Here is an 18060-nt window from a genome sequence, read left to right as displayed (position 1 = left end):
TGTTCACTTCCCTGTGATGTTGTCGCCGGGCGGCGACCCGATGCGACGTGGCGGTGGGTGGGAGGCCGAGGCGCTCCCACCCACCATTGTCTCTTCTGAGCTGCGCTTAGCCGAGTGCCTTGTCGGCGGCGGCGACGAGTGCGCTCACCAGCGAGGCGGCATCCTTGTCGGTGCCGAACTTGCCGACGGCCGACGAGATGTCGCCCGACCACGAGATGCTCGCGGCGGCGCCGTGGGCGAGCGAGCTCACCACGGTGTCGTCAGCGAACGAGGTGATGGCCGTCTGCTGGTACGCGGGGTAGTCGCTCGCGGTGGCGTCGGTGCGGGCCGGGATGGAGCCCTTCGCGATGTTGAACGCCTTCTGGCCCTCGGCCGAGCTGATGGTGGTCAGCCAGTCCTTCGCGGCCTGCTCGTGAGGTGCGCCCACCGGGAGGGTGAACGAGTCGGCGAGAAAGTCGAACACGCCGTCCGTGCCCGGGGTGGGCCAGGTGGTGTACTCGTCGCCGTAGGTCTGGCCGGCCTGCACGAATGCAGCCTCGGCCCAGTCGCCCATCACGTTGTACCCGGCGTTGCCGTCGAGCAGGATCTGCGTCGCGGCATCCCATTCGAGGCCCGCGAAGTCGCTGTTCACGAACTTCATCAGCTCGCCGTAGTGGTCGACGGCGGTCTTGACCCCGTCGCTGTCCCAGGCGGTGTCACCCGTCCAGAGGCCCGAGTAGCCTTCCGCGCCGAGGTCGGCGATGAGCACGTTCTCGAGCAGCTGCATCTGGGTCCACTCGGTGCCGAGCGCCAGCGGCGACTCGACCCCGGAGTCCTTCAGCTTCTGCAAGTCGTCGATCCAGGCGTCGATGTCGGCCGGAGCCTTCGTCGGGTCGATGCCTGCGCCCTCGAGAACCGCGGTGTTCACCCACGTGACGTTGGCGCGGTGGATGTTGCTGGGCACCGAGTAGATGGCGCCGTCGACGGTGAGCTGCTCGATCAGGCTGGCGGGGAACACGTCGGTGAGGCCCTGCTCCTCGTAGAAGGAGCTGAGATCCTGCAGCTGCCCGGCGTTGATGTAGTCGGTGAGCTCTGCGCCTGCGTGGGCCTGGAAGGTGTCTGGCGGGTCGTTCGCCTCGAGGCGGGATGCGAGGGCAGCCTTCGCGTTGGAGCCCGCGCCACCGGCGACGGATGCGTTGATGAACTCGATGTCGGGGTACTGCTCGTTGAACACCTTGACGAGCGCGTCGAGGCCGACCTTCTCGGAGCCGGAGGCCCACCAGGTGAAGACCTCGACCTGGTCGGCGTTGCCGGGGTCGGATTCTCCGCCGCCCGTGGAGCATCCGGCGAGGGCGAGGCCGAGAACGGCTGCTCCCGCGATGAGTGACAGTGGCTTGCGCATGGGTGCATTCCTCCATTGGAATCTCGCTGTGCGTTCGCGGCCGAGTGGCGCGGACATCCGCTATTCAATTATGAAAACGTTCCCAAAACAACCCCGCGCGAAAATTGTTACCGATCCTTGCCTTCTGCGCTCCCTCGGGAGGTGTGCGCGCCCGCCAGAGGCATGCCCGCCTGCGCGAGCGGGCGCGCACGCCCCGAACGGCAGCGCACACCGGCGCCTGCAGCCGGATGCTCGGGGCGGGCTACGGTCGCTGCTCGCCGGAACCGCGCCTGATGAGCGTGGTGCCGAGCGTTATCGTCTGCGTCGGGCCCGCCTCTCCGCCGAGGCGGCGGAACAGCAGCTCGGCCGCCGTGCGGCCCATCGCGAGCGGGTCCTGCGCGACGACCGTGACCCCCGGCGTCATGGCATCCGCGAGCTCGAAATCGTCGAAGCCGACGATGGCGGGGCGGTCGGGGCGCCCGACGAGCTGCCGCAGCACGGCCACGGTGGAGCGGTTGTTGCCGGTGAAGATCGCGGTCGGCGGCTGCGCCATCGCGAGCATCGCCGCGAGCGGGCCGGCGAAGTTCTCGGCCACATCGTCTGCCGAGAACACGAGCGCCGGATCGAAGGGGATGCCTGCCGCCTCGAGCGCCAGCCGGTAGCCGAGGATGCGGTGATGGCTGGTGAACAGATCGGCGCGGTCGGTGAAACAGGCGATGCGCCTGTGCCCGTGCGCGATCAGGTGTTCGACGCCGGTGCGGGCGCCGCCCGCGTTGTCGGTGAGCACGGTGTCGGTCGCCACGCTGTCGTCGTCGTCGAGCCCGGGAACGGGGCGGTCGATGAAGACCATGCGCACCCCCGCCCTCAGCTCTGCCCGCAGGTAGTCGATCTCCTGTGGTTCCGATGGCGTGATGATGAGCCCGTCGACGCGGCGGGCGCAGAAGGCGAGCACCATCTTCTTGGCGCGTTCTGCATCCTGATGTGACGAGGCCGAGAGCAGCAGGGAATCGCGGACGAGCGCGACCTCCTCCACGGCCTGGTTGATGAGCGAGAAGAAGGGGTCGGAGACGCTCTCGAGCAGCAGCCCGATGCTCGAGGCTGCGCCCATGCGCAGGTGTCGCGCCGAGTCGTTGCGCCTGAACCCGAGCTCGGCGATGGCCTGCTCGACGGCGAGGGTGCGGGCGGCGCTGACGTTGACATCGCCGTTGACGACCCGCGAAACGGTTGAGAGGCCCACGCCTGCGCGGGCGGCGACGTCACGCATGGTCGCTCGACCGCCTCGGCTGTCGGCGTCGATGCTGTCTCCTGCTCCCATGGGTCCTCGCGATTCGAGTGGATTGTGGAAACGTTACCAAAGATTGCTCGTCGCAACCCGTCAGCGGCGCGCCGATAGTTTCGCGAAAGTTCGCGTGCCGACACCTAGACTGGGCCAGTCGAATGGAGAGAAGCATGAGCCGTACCGCATCAGCCGATCGCGTCACACTCGCGCGTATTGCGGAGGATGCCGGAGTCTCGCTCTCCACGATCTCGAAGGTTCTCAACGGGCGCCCCGATGTGTCGCAGGCGACCCGGGCCCGCGTCGAGGAGCTCCTCGCGGAGCACGGCTATCTGCGCCGCAAGAGTGCCCCGCCGGCCGCAGGCCTCATCGAGCTCGTCTTCCATGAGCTCGAGGCGGCGTGGTCGATGGAGATCATCCGCGGGGTCAAGGATGCCGCCGCCGAGCGGGGGATGAGCGTTGTGCTCACCGAGAGCGGCAGTCGGCATGCGCCGGCCTCCGACTGGATCGAGGGGGTTCTGCGCCGCCGGCCGGCGGGCGTCGTTCTCGTCTTCTCTGATCTGCCGGCCGAATACCGAGAGACGCTGCGCTCCCGTGCCATCCCCTTTGTGATCATCGACCCGGCCGGCGACCCTTCGCCGGATGTTCCGTCGGTGGGCTCCGCGAACTGGTCGGGCGGTCTGATGGCGACCCGGCACCTCATCGAGCTCGGCCACAGCCGGATCGCCGCGATCACCGGCCCCGACGACATGATGTGCTCGCACGCTCGCATCGACGGCTTCCGTTCCGCGATGAACTCGGCGGGGCTGGAGGTGCGCCCCGACTGGGTGCGCTTCGGCGACTTCCACACCTCCGGCGGCTATGAGAACGCCCGTTCGCTGCTCACGGGGGAGGAGCGCCCGACCGCGATCTTCGCCGGCAGCGACCTGCAGGCGCTCGGCGTGCTCGAGGCGGTGCGCGAACTCGGACTGCGGGTGCCGGAGGATCTCTCGCTCGTCGGATACGACGACATCCCGCTCGCCCAATGGGTGAGCCCGCGGCTCACGACCGTGCGGCAGCCGCTGAGGCGGATGGCGGAGGAGGCGACGCGGCTCGTCATGCGGATGGCGGATGCCCCCCTCAAATCGGTGCCGCGCATGGATCTCGCGACCAATCTCGTGGTGCGGGAGAGCACCGCGGCCCTCGCCTCCTGAGCCCGAGCCTCCTGAGCCAGCGGAGGCCAGCCCCAGTCAGCCCGAGTCAGCGCACGACGAGCGGCTCCGGGGCCGCCTCCGCACCCGTGTGCTCGATCGCGAAGTCGGCGGAACCCCGGGCGCAGCTCACACGGTAGTCGCCGAGGAAGCCGCTCACGGCGAGCCGTCCGTCTGCGTCAGTGCGCATCCGGGTCGACGACAGCCACCATTCGCCGCGCACCAGCTTACGCAGCGCGTCGTAGGCGGGCTTGGCTGAGCCGTCGGCGCGCAACAGACCGCCCGGGGCGCCGAGCCAGGCGCCGCGGTCTGATACGCCCCAGTAGGTGATCGACTGCACCGCCGGATGCCCGACGAGCGAGCGGTAGTGCCGCACGATCTCGTCGGCCTGCCGCGCCTCGCCCTCGGGCGTCGATGGCCATGACTCCGGCTGGTGGTCGTTGAGGTCGACGATGTCGGCGGGCATGAGTTCGCCCGACAGCAGGGTGTTCTCGGTGAGATGCAGGGGCAGACCGAAGCGGGCGAAGCGGTCGACCATGGCGAGCATCGTCTCCTCTCCCCAGTAGCCCTGATGCATGTGGGTCTGCAGCCCGAGCGCATCGATGCGCACGCCCGCCTCGAGCAGGTCGTCGATGAGGCGCTCGTAGGCGCTCGACAGATCGAAGTCGTTGAGCAGAAGCGTCGCCCCGGGGTCGGCCGCGCGCGCCTCCTCGAATGCGGCGCGGATGAGGGGCACGCGACCCTTCGCCTGTGCGAGCCGCGAGATCGCGTTCGGCACGCCATCCGGTTCGTTCTCGAACACCGGCATGATGACGGCCTCGTTGACGACATCCCAGCTCTCGATGAGGCCGCGGAAGTCGCCCACCTCGCGGCGGATGCGGGCGAGGGTGAGTCTCTCGACCTCGTCGAGGGGGAGGGCATCCATCCAGGCAGCCTTGACCGTGTGCCAGACAAGCGGGTGGCCCTTGAGTCGCACGCCGCGATCGGCAAACCAGCGGGCGGTGGTGCGGATGCGCTCCGTCAGGGTCTCGCCCGGGCGCGGCTCGAAATCACCGCGGTAGAAGGGCAGCGTCGCAGTATCGAAGACGGCGAGCCAGTCCTCGGCGAGCGGGGAGGCGTCCTCGTCACCGTTGGCGTGGGCGATCAGCTCGAAACCCGTGCTGCCGAAACCGAAGGCATGCCGCGTCTGGGCGACCTCGACCTCGTGGTCGGAGAGAGGGGCTCCCGTCGCGTCGACGAGCCGGAGCACCAGCTCGCCGACGCGATGGGCGGGCGTGCTCACCGGCGCGTGATCGATACTTCGGCGTGCAGGGCACGCGTGTGATCGACCACTCGGGTTGCGCCGGTGAGCTCGACTGTGTGGGCGAACACGATGTCGCCCGCAGATCTGGCCACCCCGAACTCGAGGGTGCCGGGCTCGACGATCCGCGTGCCGTCGACGCCCGTGAATGACGCCAGGTCGGCGGGAACGCTGAACGCCATGGTCGCCTCCTCTCCTGCGGCCAGGTCGACCCTGGCGTAGGACACGAGGCGCTGAACGGGGCGCACGACACTCGCTACGGGATCGTGCAGGAACAGCTGCACGACCTCCGAACCGTCGCGCCCGCTCGTGTTGGCGATCCGCACCCGCACGTCGACGGTGTTCGAGAACTGCGTCGCCGAGGTGCCGAGGTCGCTCCATTCGAAGCTCGAGTACGAGAGGCCGTGACCGAAGGGGTATGCGGGGGTCGGGTCGATGTTCGACACCCCGTTCTTCTGCGCGAGCTTCGCCGCGAGGTAAGTCGACGGCTGTGCGCCCGGTGTCGCGGGCACGCTTACGGGGAGACGGCCGGATGGGTTGACGCGGCCGCTCAATACGCCCGCGATCGCCGGGGTGCCCTCCTCTCCGAGGAAGAAGGCCTCGACGATGGCGCCCGCCCTCTCGGGGGCGTCGCCGAGCGCGTAGGGGCGGCCGGCGAGAAGCGTCACGACTGTGGGCGTTCCGCTGGCGAGAACGGCGTCGAGCAGCTGCTGCTGGGCACCGGGTAGCGCGAGCGATTCGGCGTCGCAGCCCTCACCGCTCGTGCCGCGACCGAACAGGCCGGCACGGTCGCCGAGCGCCAGAACGACGACATCCGCATCCTGTGCTGCAGCGACCGCAGCGGCGATCTCGGTGGTCTCGCCGCCGTCGACCGTCGTGCCGCGCACATGGGTGAGCTCGCTCGCGGGGAACTCCTCGCGCAGCGACTCGATCAGCGTCGGCAGCCGGATGCCGATGGGCGTCTCGGCATGGTGCACGCCGACATGGTTCGGGAACGAATAGCAGCCGAGCACCGCATACGGGTCGTCGGCCGTCGGCCCGAGCACGGCGATCCGCTTCGGCGCCGCGAGCGGCAGCGTGCCGTCATTGCGCAGCAGCACGATGGCGCGCTCCGCCAGACGGGAGGCGAGCGCCCTGTTGCCGGATGAATCGAGGTCGACGGTGCCCCGCAGCGCATCCGTTGACGAGGCATCCGACTGCACGAGTGCTGGTGGCACGGGCGACCAGTCGGCGTCGAGGAGCCCCAGCTCGAGCTTCTGTGCGAGCACGCGCCGCAGGGAGCGGTCGACGATGGCCTCGTCGAGACGGCCTGCGCGCACCTCCTCCGCCAGCGGTGCTCCGTAGCCGCGAACGGTCGGCAGCTCGACGTCGATGCCGGCGGTGAGGGCGGCGTTCGCGGCGGCACCCCAGTCGCCCTCTGCGGCGATCCCGTGCAGGGCGGCGAGGAAGCCGACGGAGAAGTAGTCGGCGACGACCGTGCCGTCGAAGCCCCAACGGTCGCGCAGCAGCCCGGTGAGCAGGCTCGTGTCGGCCGCGGTGGGCACCCCGTCGATGTCGGTGTACGCGTTCATGACCGAGCGCACGCCGCTCTCACGGATGGCCATCTCGAAGGGTGGCAGCAGCACATCGGCGAGCTCACGCGGACCAATCGAGACGGGGGCGAGGTTGCGGCCCGCCCGCGATGCGGAGTAGCCGACGAAGTGTTTGAGGGTTGCGACGATCCCGGCCTGCTCGAGCCCCTGCACGTAGGCGGTCGCGACCGTCCCCACGAGGTAGGGGTCTTCGCCGATGGTCTCTTCGACGCGGCCCCAGCGGGCGTCGCGCACGACGTCGAGCACGGGGGCGAGGCCCTGGTGGATGCCGACCGAGCGCATGTCGTCGCCGATGCGTCGTGCCATCTCGCGCACGAGCTGCGGGTCGAAGCTGGCGCCCCACGCCAGCGGCACGGGGTAGGCGGTGGCGCCCCAGGCGGCGAAGCCTGCGAGGCATTCCTCGTGGGCGACGGCGGGGATGCCGAAGCGGTTCGAGGCGACGATCTTCTCCTGGGTGCGCTGCAGCGAGAGCGCCCCCACGGCGGGGTCGACCGGCGCGGTGCCGAACGGCCTCGTCAACTGGCCGATGCCATCCGGCAGCAGCGCGTCGATGTCGACGTCGTCGATCATGTCGTTCTGGTGGGGTGCGACCTCGTCACCATCGGCGGATGCGCCCACCCAGATTCCGATGAGCTGCGCGAGTTTCTCTTCGAGCGTCATCTCCGCGATGAGCGCCTCGACCCGGGCGGCAGGGGTCAGGGTGGTGTCATGCCAGGGCAGCGTTGTGCCCTCTTCTGTCGACATCCGGGATCAGCCTTTCACCGCACCGGCGAGACCGCTGACGATGCGTTTCTCGGCGATGAGGAAGAATGCCAGCGCGGGGATCATCGCCAGCGAGGTGTATGCGAGCACGGCGCCCGTGTCCTGTGAGTACTGCGTGGAGAACTGCTGCACTCCGAGGGGGAGTGTCCAGAGGTCCTGTGGCATGCCGCCGGCCGCCATGACGAGCAGCGGCAGGAGGTAGCCGTTCCAGCTGCCGAGGAAGGCGAGCACTCCGACGGTGACGAGGCCGGGGCCCGACAGCGGCAGCATGATGAACCAGAAGAATCCGAGCCTGCTGGTGCCGTCGATCGAGGCGGCCTCTTCGAGTTCCTTCGGTATCGCTCGCAGGAACGGCACCAGGATGATGATCGTCACCGGCAGCGCGAACGCCACCTGCGGAATGATGAGGCCCACGAATGTGCCGTTGAGGTCGAGATCGCGCAGCAGGATGCTCAGGGGCAGCGCCGCGACCGTCACCGGGAACATGAGCCCCGCAGAGAAGAAGGCGTAGAGCCCCTGGCGGCCCGCGAACTGGTACCGCGCGATGACGTAGGCGGCGGCGATCCCGAGCACCACGACGCCGAGCGTCGTGCCCACGGCGACGAGCGACGACGAGAACACGGAGCCCCAGAAGCGGCTGCTCGAGAGCACGTTCGCGTAGTTGCCGAGGAACCACGGGTCGGGCCAGCCTGCCGGGTCGGAGTTGAGGTCGGCGCTTGAGCGGAAGCCGCTGATCCACACGTAGAGCACGGGGATGATCGACACCAGGATCGCGGTCGCCGCAATGACGTAGACGAAGGGCTGGTGCCAGGTGGATGCGGCGCGGCGCGGCTGCGTGGCCGTCGTTGTTGCGGTCGACATGTCAGCGCCCCTCATTCTTCTTGTCGGTGCCGAGGTCTCGGCGCATGGCGTAGCGCTGGTACACGAGCGCGATGACCAGCGAGATCAGGAACAGGATGACGGCCACGGCGCTGCCGAAGCCGGGCTGCCCCTGGCCGTACTGGATCATGTAGACGGCCATCGTGTTGGTCGCGCCGATGGGTCCGCCCTTGGTGGTGACCCACACCATGTCGAAGAGCTGGAGCGAGCCGATGATGGAGAGGAAGACCCAGATCCGGATGGTGGGGCCGAGCAGGGGGATGGTGATGTTCCACTGTGTCTGCCACCAGCTGGCGCCGTCGATGGATGCGGCCTCCGACAGCTCCTGGGGAACCCCCTGCAGGCCGGCGAGCATGAGCAGGATGGCGAAGCCCACGTACTTCCAGGTCAGGATGCCGAACATGACCCAGAGGGCGATGTCCGGGTTGGCGAGCCAGGGCTGGGCGAGATCGCCGAGTCCGATGTTCTCCAGCACCGCGTTCACGCCGCCGCGCGGTGAGAGGAGCAGCTTCCAGGAGAGGCCGGCGATGACCTCGGCGAGCACATAGGGAACGAAGATGGCCGCGCGCACGAAGGTGCGCCCGCGCATCTTGCGGTTGAGGAACAGGGCGACGAGGATCGCGAGCGGCCCCTGGATGAGGATGGATGCGATCGCGATGGTGGCGTTGTTGCCGATGGCCTTGAGGAACACCGGGTCGCTGAGGGCGCGAATGTAGTTGTCGAACCCGATGAAGCGTTCGAGCGCGGTCAGGCCGTTCCAGTTGTAGAAGCTGTAGACGGCGGCGAGGATGACGGGCAGGATCACGAAGCCGACGAAGACGACGAGCGCGGGTCCGGCGAGCAGGGCGATCTCGAGCCACTTGCGTGTGTCTCGGCGCGGGCGGGCGGGGGTTTCGGGGGCAGGGCCCGCGGTGACCGCGGGCCCTGCCTGGGTGATGGTGCTCATTCTGTCGTTACGGTGCCTGTTACAGCGCCGCGGCCGTGTCTTCCAGAGCCTTGACGATGTCTTCCGGCGTGCCGCTTCCGGCCATGAGGTTGACGATGGCCTGGTTCAGCGGGTTTCCGAAGGTCGGGCCGAGGTCACTGTCGAGCCAGAGCTGCACGTACGACGACTCTGCGAGGCCTTCGGCGATGAGCTTGAGGCTCGGGTCGGTGATGCTGCTGTTGGCTCCCGGGTGGGCCGGGATGCCGGCACCGGTCGCGGCGAAGCGCTTCTGAACATCCTCGCTGGCGATGTACTTCAGCAGCTCGACGGCCTCGTCGGGTGCGTCCTTGTAGACGCCGAAGCCGTCGCCGCCGCCCATCGTGATGGTCGGATCACCGGCGGTTCCGGGCACGCTCACGAACGGGAACCAGCTGAGGAACTCGGGCACGGTCGCGTCGGGTGCGAGTGAGCCGATCTGTCCGGCGTTCCAGGCGCCCATGAGCTCCATGGCGGCGTTGCCGTTGGCGACAAGGCCAGCCGAACTGTCGGCACCCTGCTGGCCGGAGCTTGCAAGGAAGCCAGGCTGGAAGGGCTCGGTCGCCACAAAGTCCTGCAGCAGTTCGCCCGCTTCGACCCAGCACGGGTCGGAGAAGTCGAGCGCGGGGATCGCCTTCTGCAGTGTCTCGGTCGAGCACGCGGCGAGGGCGAAGTTGTACCACCAGTGGCCTGCGGGCCACAGGTCGCCGGCTCCGACCGCGATCGGGGATGTGCCGATGGCCTTCAGCTTCTTGTTCGCGGCCTCAAGCTCGGGCAGCGTCTTCGGAACATCCGTGATGCCGGCCTCGGCGAAGAGGTCCTTGTTGTACCAGAAGCCCTCGATGCCGAAGGTGTAGGGGATGGCGTACTGCTTGCCGTCGACCTGCCACGGCTTGACGGTGGCGCCGTACTCGGAGATCGTGTCGGAGAGCACATCGGTGAGGTCCTTGAGGTGGCCTGCCTCGGCCTGCGAGCGAACCTCGCCGCCGGGCCACACCATGAACACGTCGGGGGCGTCGCCCGAGGCGAGCGCGTTGGGGATGAGGGTGCGCTGCAGGTCCTCATTCTGGTAGCCGGTGACTTCGACCTTGACGCCGGGGTGGGCGTCTTCGAATTCGGCGGCGACGTCTTCCCACATGGACTTCTGCGGGTCGGCGGTGGCGTTGTGCCACCAGGTGATGGTGACGTCTCCGTCTCCGCCCCCGGTGTTGTCGCCGGCGGTACAGGCGGTGAGACCGCCGATGGTCAGGGCTGTCGCTGCTGCGATTGCACCGACCCGTGTGATCCGGGTTCTGTTCATCGTTGAACGCCTCTCGAAAGTTTCGACATTTTTATCGAAAATTGGCTGGGATGTGGCGATCATACTCATCTGTCGGAATTGCTGTCAAGCACAACAAATTAGGAACCACCCGTGCGCAGCGCTCAATGAGAGCGCTCTCTGAGTCAGCGATGCTAGCCGATATGGTGGGCTCCGACGTTTCAGCCACCCACGCGCACGAGGAGACCATCGATGGCACTGTTCGACATGCCGCTGCCTGAGCTCGAAAGCTACGCTCCCGAACTCGCAGAGCCCGACGACATCGACGTGTTCTGGCAGGGAACCCTCGAGGAGACGCGCGCGCACCCGCTCGACCTCGTCATCGAGCAGGTCGACAACGGCCTCACACTCGTGACCAGCTACGACGTCACATTCAGCGGCTTCGGCGGCGACCGCATCCGGGGCTGGCTGCACGTTCCGGCAGGCACGACGGGGCGCCTGGCCGGGGTCGTCGAATTCCACGGCTACAGCGGCGGGCGCGGCCTCGCCCACGAGAACGTCGCCTGGGCGCTCGCCGGCCACGCGCAACTCACGGTCGACACGCGCGGCCAGGGCTGGGGCTGGCGCACGAACGCCACCGCAGACCCCTCACCCCACGCGGGGCTCACCGCAGGCCAGGGCACCATGACCAGCGGCATCCTCGACCCCTCCACCTATTACTACCGACGGGTGTTCGCCGACGCCGTGCGGGCGATCGACGCCATGGCGCAGGTGCCGCTCGTCGACCCCGAGCGCATCGTCGTGACCGGGATCAGCCAGGGCGGCGGCATCGCCATCGCCGCATCCGCCCTCACTGACCACCGCCTGCTGGGCGCGATGATCGACGTGCCGTTCCTGTGCCATTTCGAGCGCGCGCTCGCCATCACCGACGCAGACCCCTACAACGAGATCGTGCGCTACCTGAAGCGCGACCGTGCAGCGGCCGACCGTGCGCTCGCCACGCTGCGCTACTTCGACGGTGCGATTCTGGCCAGGAGGGCGACGACGCCGACCCTGTTCTCCGTCGCGCTCATGGACCCCATCTGCCCGCCATCGACCGTCTACGCAGCATTCAACCGCTGGGGTGGCGAGTCGAAGCAGATCGTCGTGTACCCCTTCAACGGCCACGAGGGTGGCGCCGAGTTTCACCAGGCAGAGAAGTACCGGTGGCTCGAACGGATGCTCTCGGCAGGCTGACACGCAGGCCGCCACGCAACGAGACGGTGTACGAAAAATTCGACAGTAGGCTCGAGCGCATGATTACAGGCAGCCCCGACTACAGAGACAGCGGTCTCCGCTTTCCCGACGGTTTCGTGTTCGGATCCGCGACCGCCTCCTACCAGGTGGAGGGCGCGTTCGATGAGGATGGCAGGGAGCCGTCCATCTGGGACACGTTCAGCAAGACCCCCGGCAAGACGGTCGGCGGGCACACGGGTGACATCGCTGACGACCACTATCACCGCCTCGACGAAGACCTCGACATCATGCAGCGCCTCGGGCTTGAGGCGTACCGTTTCTCGATCGCGTGGCCGCGCATCCAGCCGTCAGGTTCGGGGCCGGTCAACCGCCGCGGTCTCGGTTTCTACAACCGGCTCATCGACGGGCTGCTGGCCCGCGGCATCCGGCCCATCGCGACGCTGTACCACTGGGATCTGCCGCAGCCGCTCGAGGATGCCGGCGGCTGGCCTGCCCGCGATACCGCGCACCGTTTCGCCGAATATGCGGCGCTCGCCGGTGAAGCGTTCGGCGACCGCGTCGCGCAGTGGACGACGCTCAACGAGCCGTGGTGCAGCGCCTACCTCGGCTACGGTTCGGGCGCGCACGCCCCCGGCCGCACGAGTGGGGCGGATGCTCTGGCCGCCGTCCACCACCTCAACCTTGCGCACGGCCTGGGGCTGCAGGCACTGCGTTCGGTCGTCGCGGGCGACCCTGACTACTCGGTCACCCTCAACTTCCATGTGCTGCGCCCCGGCACCGATAAAGAGGAGAGCGCGAACGAGGCCATGCGCCGCATCGACGCGCTCGCCAATCGGGCATTCACCGGCCCGATGCTGCAGGGCGAATACCCTGAAGATCTCATCGCCGACACCTCGAGCGTCACCGACTGGGCGTTCGTGAAGCCCGGCGACCTGCAGCAGGTCAAGCAGCCCATCGACGTGCTCGGCGTCAACTACTACTCGACAGCGACCGTGCGGATGTGGGACGGCACGTCCCCGAGGCAGAGCAACGACGGCCACAAAGACGCAGGGGGCACCCCCTGGCCCGGCAGCGAGCGGGTCGAGTTCATCGAGCAGCCCGGCCCGTACACGGCGATGGGCTGGAACATCGCGCCCGATGGGCTGGAGGAGCTGCTGCTGTCGCTGAAAGAGCAGTTTCCGGAGCTGCCGCTCATGATCACCGAGAATGGTGCCTCCTTCGACGACGAGGTCATCGACGGCGCGGTCCACGACGTCGACCGCACCGACTACCTGCAGCGGCACTTCACGGCCGCTCACCGCGCGCTGCAGCAGGGCGTCGACCTGCGCGGCTACCAGGTGTGGTCGCTGCTCGACAACTTCGAGTGGTCCTACGGCTACACGAAGCGTTTCGGCATCGTGTACGTCGACTACGACACGCTCGAGCGCACCCTCAAGGACAGCGCCCTCTGGTACGCGAAGCTCATCGAGTCCCGCGAGATCCCGCCGGGGCCGCGCAGTCCCCGCTAGTCTCCGGGTACTGGCGGGTTGAGGAGGCCGCCCGCGGCCGTCTCGAAACCCGGCCCGCGAGCAACCCCCGCACCCCGCCGAGTATTGTGGCCCCATGAATTCGACCCCCGCTGAGGAGAAGACACAGACGGATGTCGCGGGCGCGCGCAAGGTCAGCCGGCGGTGGCCGCTCATCAGCGCGCTTGTGGCGGTCGCGCTGGCGGCGGCGCTCGGCGTCGTCATCTCTGTGCGGGCCGGAAACCTGCCGCTCGGGTTCGACGAGGAGTGGGCATCCGAGGTTCTCGAGAATCGTGGCATCTGGTTCGATGCTCCCGCCCTGTTCATGAACTGGCTCGGCGGCGGCCTCGTCGGTGTGCTCGTCGTACCGCTCGGCACGGTGGCGGTGTTGTGTCTGCTGCGGCGGTTCTGGGCCGCGCTGTTCTTCGCGATCGCGGCGGCAGCATCCGCGGGTCTTGTGCAGTTGCTGAAGGGTCTGCTGCACCGGCCCCGGCCTGAAGACATCATGGTCATTGCGGATGCCGGTTCCTTTCCGTCGGGGCATGTCGCGAATGCGGCCACTCTCGCGGTGACGCTCGCGATCATCGTGGGCCGTGTCTGGGTGTGGGCGGCGGGCGCGGCGTACACCGTGCTCATGATGCTCAGCCGCACCTATCTGGGTGCGCACTGGCTGAGTGACACCATCGGTGGTCTGCTCATCGGTGTGGGTGTGGCTGTCATCGTGTGGGCGCCGCTCGCGCACCGGCTCGCCAAGGAGAGGCTCAAAACTGCCCCGTAATGTGCCCCGTTCGGGTGTCATGATCGCTAGGCTGGGGGGATGGTCCTGCTGGCACGCGCGCCATCGCGCCGTGATGAACTCGTCGCTGTCGCCCTTGAGGTGTTGGAGCGCGACGGCGCGTCCAATCTGAGCATCGGCGAGATCGCCCGGCTCGCCTCCATCAAGCCTCCGTCGCTGTACAAGCAGTTCACCAGCAAGGCCGACATCGAGGCGCGGCTCATCGAGCACGGCTTCTGGCTGCTCGCGGATGCTCTGGCGGGCAGGGCCGCAACGCCGCGGCTTGCTTCGATGGGTTCCGCCGACCGGGCAGACGACTTTGCAGACGACCGTGCAGACGGGAGCTACCGCGGCCGGGTGTCCCTGTTCGCGTCGCGTCTGCGTGCGTTCGGCCACGCGCATCCGCAGCTCTACCGGCTCATGTTCGCGCGCCCGTACCCGATCGATCTGATCGATGCCGACGCCGAGGCCGCCGCGGTGGCGCAGTACCGGGAGCTCGTGGGCGACTCGCAGCTCGATCAGGGCACGTGGGCGTGGGCGCACGGCCTGCTCAGCCTCGAACTCGCGGGCCGGCTGCCGCAGGGTCACGCCGGTGACGCGCTGTGGCAGTCACTCATCGACACGACCGCGGGCATCTCGACGCGCTGAGGCCGGTGTGCGAAGCTTTTCGCATCCACAACCGAACAGGCCACCGGATGACCGGGCCGCGAGCGAACAGGTCCTGACGACATGACGGATGCCACAGACAGGGCAGCAGAGGCCGCCGCGAAGGTCGCCGCAGCAGAGGAGGCGCTTGCCGCCCTGCGGCGCGAGGCCGAGGAGGCCGCGGCGGCTGCTGTTGCCGCCACGGAGTCCGCTCCCGCTTCCGAGCCGGCCGAGCCGGACGCTCCGGCCGCCGCATCAACGGGTACCGGATCGGGCCCGCTGAAGCCTGACGCCGTCGAGGCGATCCGCGCCGGTTATGCCACCGACGGGCACGCCATCGAGATCGGCGCCCTCGTCAACGGTGAGGCGCTGCCCGACGTGCAGGTGCGCATCCCGACCGCCATGCTCAACCGTCACGGGCTTGTCGCCGGCGCGACGGGAACCGGCAAGACCCGCACCCTGCAGGTGCTGCTCGAGCAGCTCTCGGCTCAGGGTGTGCCCGTCTTCGCGGCCGACATCAAGGGCGATCTGACGGGCGTCGCCACGCCGGGCCCGTCGAGCGACAAGCTGCTGGCGCGCACGCGCGGCATCGGGCAGGACTGGGTGCCCGCATCCTTCCCGACCGAGTATTTCAGTCTGGGCGGGCTCGGCCATGGCGTGCCCGTTCGCGCGACGATCGCCGGCTTCGGCCCACTCCTGCTGTCGAAGGTGCTCGGACTGAATGCCACGCAGGAGTCATCGCTCGGCCTCGTCTTCCACTACGCCGCGAATGCCGGCTACCCGCTCGTCGATCTCGCCGATCTGCGCTCGGTTCTGCAGTACCTCACCACCGACGAGGGCAAGCTCGAGCTGAAGCAGCTGGGCGGGCTGTCGGCGGCGACCGTGGGGGTGATCCTGCGCGAGCTGATCACGTTCGGCGACCAGGGCGCGGATGTCTTCTTCGGTGAGCCGGAGATCGACACGGCCGACCTCATCCGCATGGCCTCTGACGGGCGCGGTGTCATCAGCCTGCTCGAGGTGCCCAGCGTGCAGGACAAGCCCGCGCTGTTCTCCACCTTCCTCATGTGGCTGCTCGCCGACCTGTTCAACGACCTGCCCGAGGTGGGCGACCTCGACAAGCCGAAGCTGGTGTTCTTCTTCGATGAGGCGCACCTGCTGTTCACCGGGGCGTCGAAGGATTTCGTCGACTCGATCGTGCAGACGGTGCGGCTCATCCGCTCGAAGGGTGTCGGCATCGTCTTCGTCACGCAGACGCCGAAGGATGTTCCGGGTGCCGTTCTCGAGCAGCTCGGCTCACGCATCCAGCATCAGCTTCGCGCCCACACGCCCGACGCGGCGAAGGCGCTGCGGGCGACCGTGTCGACGTACCCGCACTCCGGCTACGACCTCGAGCAGGTGCTCACGCAGCTCGGAACGGGCGAGGCCGTCGTCACCGTCATGAACGAGAAGGGCGCACCGACGCCCGTCGCCTGGACCCGACTGCGCGCGCCGCAGGGGTCTATGTCGCCGAGCGAGGATGCTGTGGTGGAGGCGACCGTGAAGGCGTCGGCGCTGCTGCCCAAATACGGCACCGCCATCGACCGCGAGTCGGCGCACGAGATGCTGACCGCGAAGATGAACGCGGCGGCCGCGCGCGAGCAGGCCGAACAGCAGGCGAAGGATGCGGCGAAGGCGCAGGCCGAATACGACCGGATGCAGCGCGAGATGGCGAAGCAGCAGAAGGCACAGGCACCCACGCCGCGCAGCTCTTCGACGCGGGCTCGTGCGCCGAAGAAGGCGGAGAACCCCGTGGTCGACTTCCTCGGCTCGCGCCAGGGCCGGTCCATCGTGAACTCGGTCGTGAAGGGCATCTTCGGCACTCTGAAGCGCCGCTAGTCGCTCGCCTCCCGCTGGTCGAGGTGCAATGGCGCGCAGCGGCATTGCATAGGGGGGACCTCGCGGAGCGAGTCGATCTGTGGTCTACGGCGACAGTCTCGAGACCGGCGGCGCATGCGCAAAGATGAGCCCATGCCCTCTATCCGCCCGTACACCCCCGCCGACCTCACACGTCTGCGCGAGATCTGCGTGCGCACCGCCCGTGCGGGGCAGGATGCGACGGGGCTGTTCTCTGACGATTCACTCTGGTCGGCCGTGTTCCTCGACCCGTATCTCGAGTTCGACCCGCGGCTCGCGTTCGTCGTAGACGAGGGCGGCGGCGCTGCGGGCTACATTGTGGCGACGGCCGACACGGCCGCGTTCGTCGAGCGGTACCGCGCCGAGTGGCTGCCGCGCCTGGCGGAACGTTTCGAGCATGTCATGCCGCCGGTTGGGCTCGAGCAGCAGATCGCCCATCTCGGTTTCACTCCTGAGCGGATGCTGCGGGCCGATATTGCGGAGCATCCGGCGCACCTGCACATCGACCTGCTGCCGGAGTTGCAGGGCCGCGGGCTCGGCCGGGCCCTCATCGGCACGCTGCTCGCGGAGCTGCGCTCGCGCGGTGTCGCCGGCGTGCACCTGAGCCTCGACCCGGAGAACATTGCGGCCCTTGCGTTCTACGAGCGGCTCGGCTTCACGCCGCTCGCGGGGAGCACCGCGGATGACCCGACCCTCGGCCTCCCGACGGGCTGACCTGCGCCCTCTGCCTCCGCATCCAGCAGGAGAAACGCGCCGACACCCCGCGCACGGCCGCTTCGCGTCGGCGTGTCCCGAAGTTCTTCCTGCTGAGCACCGCGGATGCCACGGCGACAGCCGCGAGACCGGCACAGCACAAAGCTGAGAAAATGGCGGAGAATGGGGGATTCGAACTCCCTCGCACCGGCGTGCACGACGATGCGCCTAGGGGCCTCCTGCCCAGTGTTCTCGGGAGCATGCCGCCGTCGCGCGCGCTGGTAGTGACATCCAGATGCGCCGCGATGCAATAGCGGTGTTGCATGGCCTGTTGCATGACCGTGACTGCAAAGCCGGAACCTGACGGCCAACACTGCTGCATCAAGTGGGAGCCTCCCGGGCCTGATCTGATAGATAGTGCAATGTGCCGTCACAACCGTCACGACGCACAAAAGACCAGATGAGAGGCCAGTTATAGCTGTGACTGTAGCCGTGACGGTTGGTGTTCTCGGTGCGTGCAACCGTCACAGCGCCGCAACTCCGAGCTGCGAGGCTCCCGCAGCAACACGGCATCCGGTGGCGGCGTGCCTACGCCTCGGCTAGCGGGATGCTCTCACACTCACACCCGCGCTGCTCTCTGCTCCAGCCTTCGCTCAGAGCAGGGACGACAAGTCGGCCGGCAAGTTGAGCGCGCACGACCAAGTGTGCGCAGTAACGGTGAGAAGCGGGCGGCAT

General features: G+C 68.2%; 14 protein-coding genes. 7 read left to right on the top strand and 7 right to left on the bottom strand.

Annotation, left to right across the window (positions count from 1 at the left end; genetic code table 11):
• Nucleotides 1-106: 106 nt before the first annotated feature.
• A complete protein-coding gene (locus FB562_RS09415; RefSeq protein WP_141880872.1) occupies nucleotides 107-1381 on the bottom strand; it encodes an ABC transporter substrate-binding protein in 1275 nt (424 codons plus the stop codon).
• A gap of 241 nt (nucleotides 1382-1622) precedes the next feature.
• Nucleotides 1623-2675: a LacI family DNA-binding transcriptional regulator gene (locus FB562_RS09410; RefSeq protein WP_221625374.1), complete on the bottom strand. Its 1053-nt coding sequence runs from the start codon at nucleotides 2673-2675 to the stop codon at nucleotides 1623-1625.
• Between the two features lie 134 nt (nucleotides 2676-2809).
• Between FB562_RS09410 and FB562_RS09405 the strand changes: the two genes are divergently transcribed.
• Nucleotides 2810-3829 (top strand): LacI family DNA-binding transcriptional regulator, encoded by a 1020-nt coding sequence (locus FB562_RS09405; protein ID WP_141880871.1) that lies wholly within the window; start codon nucleotides 2810-2812, stop codon nucleotides 3827-3829.
• Nucleotides 3830-3875: 46 nt separating this feature from the next.
• On the opposite strand, the gene FB562_RS09400 is transcribed toward FB562_RS09405, so the two are convergent.
• From FB562_RS09400 to FB562_RS09380, 5 genes are read right to left on the bottom strand one after another with little or no spacing between them, the layout of a single operon-like run.
• Entirely contained in the window at nucleotides 3876-5108 is a 1233-nt protein-coding gene (locus tag FB562_RS09400) for an endo-1,4-beta-xylanase (protein WP_141880870.1), read from the bottom strand.
• Nucleotides 5105-7462 (bottom strand): beta-xylosidase/alpha-l-arabinosidase, encoded by a 2358-nt coding sequence (locus FB562_RS09395; RefSeq protein ID WP_141880869.1) that lies wholly within the window; start codon nucleotides 7460-7462, stop codon nucleotides 5105-5107. Before FB562_RS09395 ends, FB562_RS09400 begins: the two co-directional genes overlap by 4 nt.
• Before the next feature lie 6 nt (nucleotides 7463-7468).
• A complete protein-coding gene (locus tag FB562_RS09390; RefSeq protein ID WP_141880868.1) occupies nucleotides 7469-8341 on the bottom strand; it encodes a carbohydrate ABC transporter permease in 873 nt (290 codons plus the stop codon).
• A gap of 1 nt (nucleotide 8342) precedes the next feature.
• On the bottom strand, nucleotides 8343-9305 hold the full coding sequence (locus FB562_RS09385) for a carbohydrate ABC transporter permease (RefSeq protein ID WP_141880867.1): 963 nt from the start codon (nucleotides 9303-9305) through the stop codon (nucleotides 8343-8345).
• A 19-nt stretch (nucleotides 9306-9324) separates the two neighbouring features.
• Nucleotides 9325-10620: an extracellular solute-binding protein gene (locus FB562_RS09380; RefSeq protein ID WP_141880866.1), complete on the bottom strand. Its 1296-nt coding sequence runs from the start codon at nucleotides 10618-10620 to the stop codon at nucleotides 9325-9327.
• Nucleotides 10621-10830: 210 nt separating this feature from the next.
• On the opposite strand from FB562_RS09380, the gene FB562_RS09375 reads away from it, so the two are divergent.
• The 6 genes from FB562_RS09375 (at nucleotide 10831) to FB562_RS09350 (ending at nucleotide 17346) form a co-directional block, all read left to right on the top strand.
• Nucleotides 10831-11814, top strand: a complete 984-nt coding sequence (locus FB562_RS09375; protein ID WP_141880865.1) for an acetylxylan esterase — start codon at nucleotides 10831-10833, stop codon at nucleotides 11812-11814.
• A gap of 59 nt (nucleotides 11815-11873) precedes the next feature.
• Nucleotides 11874-13322, top strand: coding sequence for a GH1 family beta-glucosidase (locus tag FB562_RS09370; protein WP_141880864.1), 1449 nt, complete (start codon nucleotides 11874-11876; stop codon nucleotides 13320-13322).
• 94 nt (nucleotides 13323-13416) lie between these two features.
• Nucleotides 13417-14097, top strand: coding sequence for a phosphatase PAP2 family protein (locus tag FB562_RS09365; RefSeq protein ID WP_141880863.1), 681 nt, complete (start codon nucleotides 13417-13419; stop codon nucleotides 14095-14097).
• Nucleotides 14098-14136: 39 nt separating this feature from the next.
• Nucleotides 14137-14742 (top strand): TetR/AcrR family transcriptional regulator, encoded by a 606-nt coding sequence (locus tag FB562_RS09360; RefSeq protein WP_141880862.1) that lies wholly within the window; start codon nucleotides 14137-14139, stop codon nucleotides 14740-14742.
• A gap of 81 nt (nucleotides 14743-14823) precedes the next feature.
• Nucleotides 14824-16614: a helicase HerA-like domain-containing protein gene (locus tag FB562_RS09355; protein WP_141880861.1), complete on the top strand. Its 1791-nt coding sequence runs from the start codon at nucleotides 14824-14826 to the stop codon at nucleotides 16612-16614.
• A gap of 132 nt (nucleotides 16615-16746) precedes the next feature.
• Entirely contained in the window at nucleotides 16747-17346 is a 600-nt protein-coding gene (locus FB562_RS09350; RefSeq protein WP_141880860.1) for a GNAT family N-acetyltransferase, read from the top strand.
• Nucleotides 17347-18060 lie beyond the last annotated feature (714 nt).

Source organism: Homoserinimonas aerilata (assembly GCF_006716125.1).
Taxonomy (GTDB): domain Bacteria; phylum Actinomycetota; class Actinomycetes; order Actinomycetales; family Microbacteriaceae; genus Homoserinimonas; species Homoserinimonas aerilata.
Note: the sequence above shows the minus strand (reverse complement) of the source record. Positions and strands in the feature narration are given on the sequence as shown.

What these genes read in the sequence shown, in the direction of transcription:
- FB562_RS09355 (WP_141880861.1), top strand. Translation starts at nt 14,824, where the DNA reads ATGACGGATGCCACAGACAGGGCAGCAGAGGCCGCCGCGAAGGTCGCC.
- FB562_RS09390 (WP_141880868.1), bottom strand. Translation starts at nt 8,341, where the DNA reads ATGTCGACCGCAACAACGACGGCCACGCAGCCGCGCCGCGCCGCATCC.
- FB562_RS09365 (WP_141880863.1), top strand. Translation starts at nt 13,417, where the DNA reads ATGAATTCGACCCCCGCTGAGGAGAAGACACAGACGGATGTCGCGGGC.
- FB562_RS09375 (WP_141880865.1), top strand. Translation starts at nt 10,831, where the DNA reads ATGGCACTGTTCGACATGCCGCTGCCTGAGCTCGAAAGCTACGCTCCC.
- FB562_RS09395 (WP_141880869.1), bottom strand. Translation starts at nt 7,462, where the DNA reads ATGTCGACAGAAGAGGGCACAACGCTGCCCTGGCATGACACCACCCTG.
- FB562_RS09380 (WP_141880866.1), bottom strand. Translation starts at nt 10,620, where the DNA reads ATGAACAGAACCCGGATCACACGGGTCGGTGCAATCGCAGCAGCGACA.
- FB562_RS09385 (WP_141880867.1), bottom strand. Translation starts at nt 9,305, where the DNA reads ATGAGCACCATCACCCAGGCAGGGCCCGCGGTCACCGCGGGCCCTGCC.
- FB562_RS09410 (WP_221625374.1), bottom strand. Translation starts at nt 2,675, where the DNA reads ATGGGAGCAGGAGACAGCATCGACGCCGACAGCCGAGGCGGTCGAGCG.
- FB562_RS09415 (WP_141880872.1), bottom strand. Translation starts at nt 1,381, where the DNA reads ATGCGCAAGCCACTGTCACTCATCGCGGGAGCAGCCGTTCTCGGCCTC.
- FB562_RS09370 (WP_141880864.1), top strand. Translation starts at nt 11,874, where the DNA reads ATGATTACAGGCAGCCCCGACTACAGAGACAGCGGTCTCCGCTTTCCC.
- FB562_RS09350 (WP_141880860.1), top strand. Translation starts at nt 16,747, where the DNA reads ATGCCCTCTATCCGCCCGTACACCCCCGCCGACCTCACACGTCTGCGC.
- FB562_RS09405 (WP_141880871.1), top strand. Translation starts at nt 2,810, where the DNA reads ATGAGCCGTACCGCATCAGCCGATCGCGTCACACTCGCGCGTATTGCG.
- FB562_RS09360 (WP_141880862.1), top strand. Translation starts at nt 14,137, where the DNA reads ATGGTCCTGCTGGCACGCGCGCCATCGCGCCGTGATGAACTCGTCGCT.